Here is an 8271-nt window from a genome sequence, read left to right on the forward strand (position 1 = left end):
GTGTGCGCCGTGCCCGCCGGCGGAGCCATGCTGATGAAGCCGCTGCTGCTGCACGCATCCAACCGCAGCACCAGCCCCCGGCCGCGCCGCGTGATGCACCTGGAATTTGCTTCGATGGAGCTACCGGCGGGTTTGGCCTGGCGCGAGCGGCATAATATTGACCTAACAAGTTCGAGAACGTCATGCTGAGCTTGCCGAAGCATCTCTGCCGCGAGAGTAAATGAATTACTGCTGTGGTAAAGATGCTTCGGCTGCGCTCAGCATGACGTTCATTAGGAACGTGCTGCCGTTGGTAAATCTTTCTGGCGCATCGGGTGTTACCTTAGTGACCTTATAATTTGCTCCGATATGAACGGCAAGAACCTTTTCAACTTCGGTCCCGTGCTCGGCTATTATTTCCGCAAGCACGACCCCAACCGCAAGAACAACTTCAACCTGAAGACCATGCATTTCATCAATAAGCTCAGCTTGGCGATGTTTCTGGTGTGTTTGGTGGTAATGCTGTTCCGCTACGTGCTATAAGCTGAGGCAATGAACATCGAGGATTTTCGCGATTACTGCCTGCTGAAAGCCGGTGTGACCGAAGAAACGCCTTTTGGTCCCAAAACGCTGGTGTTCAAAGTCGGCGGCAAAGTGTTTGCCCTCACCGATATCGATACCTTCGGCAGCATCAACCTGAAGTGCGACCCCGAGCGCGCCGAGGAACTGCGTGAGGCCCACGACTACGTGCGTCCCGGCTACCATATGAATAAAAAGCACTGGAATACGGTGCTTATCGGCACTGGCATTCCAGACGGGCAATTACGCGAGTTGATTGACCATTCATACGATTTGGTGCGCGCCTCGCTGCCCAAGGCCGTGAAGGCCACGTTAGCACTGTAGAGACGCGACACTTCGCGTCTCAGCGTTGAACGGTCATCGGCCAACAATACCATATGGCCCGGACGCCGAGACGCGAAGTGTCGCGTCTCTACAGCGTTTATACCAAAAAGGCCCCGCCGGATGTCCGGTGGGGCCTTTTCATGCAGCATCAAAATCTACTGCCCTACCAGAAACACGGCGTTGCCGAACATCAGCTTGCCGCTTTGCCAGAAGGCGCGGAAGAGCGGGTTGTCGCCCAGATACACCACTGAGCCGCGGCCCATATCCTGGGTGCCGACTACGAAGGTGTCGGTAAGTTCCTTGCGGGCTTTGGTGCCGGTGAAGCCGGCCGAGTAGCTGTCTTTCTTGATGACGCCCACATTCCAGCCGCCTTTGTCGAGGAAGCGGTAGCCGAGCGGGTTGCGCACCAGCGCGAAGTAGGTATCGCCGTAGCCGAAGGCCAGCGGGTGGGAGTTGTCGAGCTGCACGCGGTAGATGCTGCCCTGCACGGCGTCTTCGGCCTCTTCTCGCTCGGCATCGCCGTAGCGGCGCAGCAGGCGGTAGGGGTTGGCCTTCAGGTCTTTCTTGATGGCGGTGGAATCGGTGGTTTTGGGCTTGAGCAGGAAGTCCTTCTTGCCGGAGAGAAATTTGGCCGCGCCTTCCATGGCAATCAGGCGGCCGCCGTCGCGCACCCAGGCTTTGAGACTTTCGAGGCTGCGGTCGTTGTACACGTCGGAGTAGCCGCCGTTGGGCAGGATAAGGACGTCGTATTTGTTCAGGCTCACGCGGTTGAGGTAGTCGGTGCCGAGTACCGTGAGCGGGTAGCCGAGCTGCTGCTCGAAGAAGTGCCACACTTCGCCAAAGGCGGTGGCATCGATGCCTGGGCCAGCTACCACGGCCACGTTCGGCTGCTTCACGAAGTGCACCGAGCTGGAGCCCAGGTCGCGGCCCGAGGTCGAAAAGCCCGATTTCACGGCCATGACGGTGGTGCCGGCCGAGTCGGCCTGGGCGCGCACCAGCTGGTCGAAACGAGCCCCGAGGCCCTCGTTGCCGGTGCGGGTGATGATGAGCGTGCCGGGCGCGTACTGCTGGCCTTCCGACTCGAAGGCCTTTTCGGCGTAGCGCACCTTCACTTTCTGCTGCAGCAAGCGGCTCAGGAAGCGCACATCCTGCAACGAGTTCCAGCGGGCGAGGTAGGCGTAAGGACGGTCGGCCGCGGCAGCGCTGCCCTTCACGCTGGCCGGGGCGGGCGCGCCTCCTAAAGCGTCGAGGCGGCCGGGCACGGCGTACGATTTCAGGCCGAAGGCATAGGGCAGGGCCCAGGAAGTGATGTCGTAGGTGAGCGAGTCTTCGAGCTGCGGCTTGGGCTCGAACAGCACCTTCACCAGCGTCGATTTGGGCTGGTACATGCTGATAACCACGTCGCGGGATTCAATCTGAACGTCGCCGGTTTTGCCGGTGAGGTAGTTGAAGCCTTTGGTTTTGGTACGCTTGGGCGCGTAGCCGTAGCGAATCTGGTTGCGGTCGAGGTACTGGGTGAAGGCGCGGAGCTGGCCGGGGTCGTTGCCGGCCCCAATCACGTAGCTCTTGAACTCGCCCTGAGGCTTGCTGGCCGCGTTGGCGAAGTAGCGCTGAAACTCGCGCAGCAGGTCGTCGTGCCGCTCGGCAGTGGCTTGGATGGTAGCGCGGCTGGCGGCGTGGTGGTGGGCAATGCGCTGGGCCAGCGTCAGGGTGTCGCCGTCGAGACGGGCGTAAGCCACACCGGCGGGGCCGCCACCGCCCTGCTCGTAGGTCATGCCGATGGCGCCGTTGAAGCTGGGCCAGGTGTCGCCGTAGGTGGGCGCGTAAAGGTCGTACACTTCGCGGGTGAAGTACAGCCAGTTGTTCTTGTCGAAAGCCACCTTGTTATAGTCGCCCAGCACGCCCTGAAACTGGCGCTGCCAGGGCGTAAGGTCGGCGTGGTAGGGCTTGGCCGCGGGCGAGAAATAGTAGGTGTTGTTCGGGCCCATCTCGTGGAAGTCGGCGTGCACCTCAGGCAGCCACTGGTTGTAGAGGGCGATGCGCTGCCTGGTTTCCTGCTGCGTTTGCCAGGCCCAGTCGCGGTTTAGGTCGAAGTAGTAGTGGTTGAAGCGGCCGCCGGGCCAGGGCTCGTGGTGCTCCCAGGAGTCGGGGCTGGCGTTGACGGACTGGTTGCGCACGCGGTTGTACCAGTTCACGTACCGGTCATGCCCGTCGGGGTTGATGCAGGGGTCGACGATGACGACGGTGTTTTTCAGCCAGTTCTGCATCTGCTGGTCCTGCGGGTTGGCCAGGTCGTAGAGCACCTGCATCACGGCTTCGGAGCTCACGGCCTCGTTGCCGTGCACGTTGTAGCTCAGCCAGCACACGCCAGGCATCTGGCGCTGGGCATTGCCGCTTTCCAAGCCGGCGAGGCGCAGGTTGTTGTGGCGCACATCTTCAAGCTTGCCGAAAGTTTCGGCATTGGCAATTTGCACGACTTCGAGCGGGCGCTTCTCGTAGGTGCTGCCGTAGCGCACCAGCTTCATGCGGCCGGGCGTGTGGGCCGCGACGTGGGCCACGTAGCGCAGCAGCTCGGCATGAGGCGTGAACTGCGCGCCCAGCTTGTAGCCCAGGAACTGTTCGGGCGTGAGCAACGGACCAGCCGCGTCGGTGGTTTGGGCGTAGCTGTCGAAACTCAGCAGCGCAGCGGTTAGCAATACCGTTGGCTGTGCAAACCGCGTCACGCCAGAAAAGAACGACCTGAGTCGGGAGATATTTATCTGAAGCATTGGAATCCAGAAGGTGATTTTGTGTGCGCAAGGTAGGACACAAAAATGCGCTGTTCTCTTTATAGAAACGTCAGCAAAAAGGCCTACTGCAATCACAGTAGGCCTTTTTGCTTATTCAACTTTGCACGTCAAGCGGCGTGCAGCGAAGCATGATGTGCTACTTACACGACCACGTTCACCATGCGGCCTTTCACCACAATTACCTTCTTGGCGGCCTTGCCTTCGCCGTGCTTGGCGAGGAAATCCGACGCCAGCACGGCGGCTTCAATCTCAGGGGGGGTGGCATCGGCGGCAAACTGCATCTGCTCGCGCACTTTGCCGTTGATGGCCAGCGGGTAGGTCACGCTTTCCTCCACCAGGTATTCCGCGCGGAACTCGGGGTAGCGGGCGGTGCTGATGCTGCCGGCCGCGTGGCCCAGCTCCTGCCACAGCTCCTCGGCCAAGTGCGGCGCGAAGGGCGACACCAGCAGCACCAGCGGCTCCAGGATGGCGCGCTTGTGGCACTTGAGGGCCGTGAGCTCGTTCACGGTAATCATGAACAGGCTGACGGAAGTGTTGAAGCTGAACTTCTCGATATCTTCCTGGGCCTTCTGGATGGCGCGGTGCAGCACCTTAAGCTCGGCCGGGGTGGCGGGCTCATCGGTTACGGCCAAAGCACCGTCTTCGGGGTGGAAGAGGCGCCAGAACTTCTTGAGGAAGCCGCCCACGCCGCTGATGCCGTTGGTGTTCCAGGGCTTGTACTGCTCCAGCGGGCCGAGGAACATCTCGTAGAGGCGCAGGGCGTCGGCGCCGTAGCGGCCAATCAGCACGTCGGGGCTTACTACGTTGTATTTCGACTTTGACATCTTCTCGATTTCAACTCCGCACACATACGTGCCGTTGTCTTCGAGAATAAATTCCGCGTTGGCGTACTCCTCGCGCCACTTCTTGAAGGCTTCGATGTTGAGTACATCGTTTTCCACGATGTTCACATCCGCGTGCAGAGCCGTGGTTTCGTACTGGTCTTTCTTGCCCAGCGTCACGAATTTGTTGGTGCCGTTGATGCGGTACACGAAATTCGACCGGCCCAGAATCATCCCTTGGTTAATCAGTTTCTGGAAGGGTTCGTTGCTGTGCACGAGGCCTAGGTCTTTCAGGAACAGGTACCAGAAGCGGGCGTAGAGCAGGTGGCCGGTGGCGTGCTCGGCCCCGCCCATGTAGAGGTCCACGTTGCCCCAGTATTTTTCCGCCTCTTCGCCAACGAAGCGGGCATCGTTGGTGGGGTCCATGTAGCGGAGGTAGTACCACGACGAGCCCGCCCAGCCGGGCATGGTGCTCAGCTCGTAGGGGTACTGGCCTTTGTAAAGCCAGTTCTGGGCGCGGCCGAGGGGCGGCTCACCGGTTTCGGTGGGCTTGTACTCGTCGATTTCGGGTAGCACCAGCGGCAGGTCGCTCTCGGCGATGCCGTAGGCGGTGCCGTCCTTGTAGTAAATCGGAATGGGCTCGCCCCAGTAGCGCTGGCGGCCGAAAATGGCGTCGCGCTGGCGGAAATTCACCTTGCCCTTGCCCAGGCCTTTCTCTTCGAGGAAGGCGATGAGCTTAGCCGTAGCTTCCTTGTAGCCGAGGCCATTGATGATGCCGGAGTTGATGTAGCGGCCTTCCTTGGTGGGGTCGGCCTGCTGGTCGATGTCCTTTTGGGCATCGGAAATGGCCGGGATGGGCAGGCCGAAATGCGTGGCAAACAGCCAGTCGCGCTGGTCGCCACTGGGCACGGCCATCACGGCGCCGGTGCCGTAGCCGGCCAGTACGTAGTCGGCCAGCCAGATGGGCACGGGCTCGTTGTTCACCGGGTTCAGGGCGTAGGCACCCGTGAACACGCCCGACACGGTTTTGGCGTCGGCCATGCGGTCGCGGTCGGAGCGGCGCTTGGTGGCGGCGATGTATTCATCCACCGCGGCTCGCTGCTCGGGCGTGGTGAGCTGGTCGACCAGCTCGTGCTCGGGCGCCAGCACGAGGAAGGTAGCGCCGTAAATGGTGTCAACCCGCGTCGTGTAGACCTTGATTTGGGCCTCGGAACCCTGCACCGGGAAGGTGACTTCGGCCCCGATGCTCTTGCCAATCCAGTTGCGTTGCATCTCCTTCACGGCATCGGGCCAGTCGAGCTGGTCGAGGCCCTGCAGCAGGCGGTCGGCGTAGGCGGTGATGCGCAGGCTCCACTGCGGCATGAGGCGGCGCTCGACGGGAAAGCCGCCGCGCTCGCTCAGGCCGTCCTTCACTTCATCGTTCGAGAGCACCGTGCCCAGGCCGGGGCACCAGTTCACGTAGGTATCCTGCTGGTAGGCGAGGCGGTAGGGGAGCACGGCAGCCAGCTTCTGCTTTTCCGTGAACATGGCCCACTGCCCGGCGGTAAACACCTGCCGCTCCTCGTCGTCGCCGGCGGCCCGAATGCCTTCGCTGCCGCTGGCGGCAAAGCGGGCGGTAAGCTCGGTGAGGGGCTCGGCGCGGTCGGTGTCGAGGTTATACCAGGAATTGAACAGTTTGAGGAAAATCCACTGCGTCCACTTGTAGTAGCTGGGGTCGGAGGTGCGCACCTCGCGGCTCCAGTCGTAGCTGAAACCCAGGCTGCTGAGCTGCTGAATGTAGGTGTTGATGTTCTGCTCGGTGGTGAGCGCGGGGTGCTGGCCGGTCTGGATGGCGTACTGCTCGGCGGGCAGGCCAAACGAGTCGAAGCCCATGGGGTGCAGTACGTTGAAGCCCTGCAGACGCTTGTAGCGCGTCACGATGTCGGAGGCAATGTAGCCCAGCGGGTGCCCCACGTGCAGGCCCGCCCCGGAGGGGTAGGGGAACATGTCGAGCACGTAGTACTTGGGCTTGTCGGAGTGGTTCTGGGCCTGGAAGGTGCTATGCTGTTTCCAGTGGGCCTGCCACTTCTTTTCGATTTCTTCGGGACGGTATGCGGGCATCTTGCGCGGAGTTTATTCCGGGCAAAGGTAGGACGTAGGAGAAAGTAGGGCGAAATTTGTTGTGACGCTTACTGCCGCACTATCCAGAACGTCATGCTGAGCGCAGCCGAAGCATCTCGCGTGTGGTGGTAATCCAATCGTTGCAACGTCATTGATTAGTGGTGGCACGCGAGATGCTTCGGCTACGCTCAGCATGACGTTCATTTAGTAGCTGCCCGCCCCCATTTGCCCCTGAATAGCCCCCGATGGCCCGCATCCCCAAAGAATTAGTCGACCACATCATCCAGACCGCCGACATTGTGGAAGTCGTCGGCGACTTCGTGCAGCTCAAGCGCAAGGGCCAGAATCTGTGGGCCCCGTGCCCGTTCCACAACGAGAAGTCGCCCTCGTTCTCGGTGAACCCGGCCAAGTCGCTCTACAAGTGCTTCGGCTGCGGCAAGGCCGGCGGCGTGGTGCAGTTTGTGATGGACGTGGAGGGCACCAGCTACGTGGAAGCCCTCAAGTACCTGGCCCGCAAGTACGCCATCGAGATTCAGGAGGAGGAAAAGACGCCCCAGCAGCAGCTCGAGCAGAACGAGCGCGACTCGCAGTTCATCGTTTCCGACTTCGCCAAAAACCATTACCACCGCCTGCTGCTCAACTCCGAGGAGGGCATGAGCATCGGCTACGGCTACCTCAAGGAGCGCGGCCTCAACCTGAGCACCATCCAGACCTTCGAGCTGGGCTACTCGCTCGACAGCTGGGACGACCTGATGAAAGCCGCCGAAACGGCCGGCTTCGACAAGAAATACCTCGAAAAAACCGGCCTCACCGTCATCCGTACCGACGACCAGGGCAAGGACACCGGCCGGCGCTACGACCGGTTCCGGGGCCGCGTGATGTTCCCCATTCACAACATCAGCGGCCGGGTGGTGGGCTTCGGGGCGCGCACGCTCAAGCGCGACGACAAGATGGCGAAGTATCTGAACTCGCCCGAGTCGGAGATTTACCATAAGTCGGACGTGCTGTACGGCCTGTTCCAGGCCCGGCAGGCCATCCGCACGCAGGAAGTGTGCTACCTGGTGGAAGGGTATCTGGATGTGCTGAGCCTATACCAGGGCGGCATCAAAAACGTGGTGGCCTCGTCGGGTACTTCTCTTACGGAGGGCCAGATTCGGCTTATCAAGCGTTATTCCGACAACGTGACGGTGCTCTACGACGGCGACGCGGCCGGCATCAAAGCCTCGCTGCGCGGCACCGATTTGCTGCTCGAAGGCGGCCTGAACGTGCGCGTGGTGCTGTTTCCCGACGGCGACGACCCCGACTCCTACATCCGCAAGGTGGGCGACCAGCGCTTCACCGAGTACATCGAAACCAAGAGCCAGGACTTTATCACCTTTAAGACCACGCTGGTGGCCCGCGAGGCCAGCAACGACCCGGTGAAGAAGGCTGAGGCCATCCGCGACGTGCTGCACAGCATCGCCAAAGTGCCCGACGCCATCAAGCGGCAGGTGTTTCTGCAGCAGACTTCGGCCACCTTCGGCATCGACGAGCAGGTGCTCATCACCGAGTACAACAAGCTGGTGAAAACTGCCAGCCAGAAGGCGCCCGACGGCCGCGGCCAGTCCGGCGACAACCGCGGCAACTACGGCCAGGGTGCCGGCAGTGCCAACACCGGCTTCCCGCCCAGCAGCAACCCC

At 61.4% G+C, this 8271-nt stretch carries 5 protein-coding genes and 1 pseudogene; 4 read left to right on the top strand and 2 right to left on the bottom strand.

Going from position 1 to position 8271, the window contains the following annotated elements; translation table 11 throughout:
- The 3 genes and pseudogenes from ACYVDE_RS09525 to ACYVDE_RS09535 form a co-directional block, all read left to right on the top strand.
- Window positions 1-189, top strand: a pseudogene (locus ACYVDE_RS09525) (hypothetical protein); the annotation flags it as partial.
- A gap of 159 nt (window positions 190-348) precedes the next feature.
- Window positions 349-522 carry a DUF6728 family protein gene (locus ACYVDE_RS09530; protein ID WP_460501259.1) on the top strand — a complete coding sequence of 58 codons (174 nt, stop codon included), beginning with the start codon at window positions 349-351 and terminating at the stop codon, window positions 520-522.
- Between the two features lie 9 nt (window positions 523-531).
- Entirely contained in the window at window positions 532-882 is a 351-nt protein-coding gene (locus ACYVDE_RS09535) for an MmcQ/YjbR family DNA-binding protein (protein ID WP_460501261.1), read from the top strand.
- Between the two features lie 155 nt (window positions 883-1037).
- Here the strand turns inward: ACYVDE_RS09535 and ACYVDE_RS09540 are convergent, their stop codons facing one another.
- Both ACYVDE_RS09540 and leuS read right to left on the bottom strand, forming a co-directional pair.
- The gene (locus tag ACYVDE_RS09540) at window positions 1038-3605 is read right to left on the bottom strand and encodes a M14 family metallopeptidase (RefSeq protein ID WP_460501263.1); all 2568 of its coding nucleotides are present in this window, start codon (window positions 3603-3605) and stop codon (window positions 1038-1040) included.
- 206 nt (window positions 3606-3811) lie between these two features.
- The gene (gene leuS / locus ACYVDE_RS09545; protein ID WP_460501264.1) at window positions 3812-6592 is read right to left on the bottom strand and encodes a leucine--tRNA ligase; all 2781 of its coding nucleotides are present in this window, start codon (window positions 6590-6592) and stop codon (window positions 3812-3814) included.
- A 245-nt stretch (window positions 6593-6837) separates the two neighbouring features.
- On the opposite strand from leuS, the gene dnaG reads away from it, so the two are divergent.
- Window positions 6838-8271, top strand: a 1434-nt coding sequence (gene dnaG / locus ACYVDE_RS09550) for a DNA primase (protein ID WP_460501265.1), incomplete at its 3' end; no start/stop codon positions are given.

It is taken from the genome of Hymenobacter agri, from assembly GCF_054778495.1.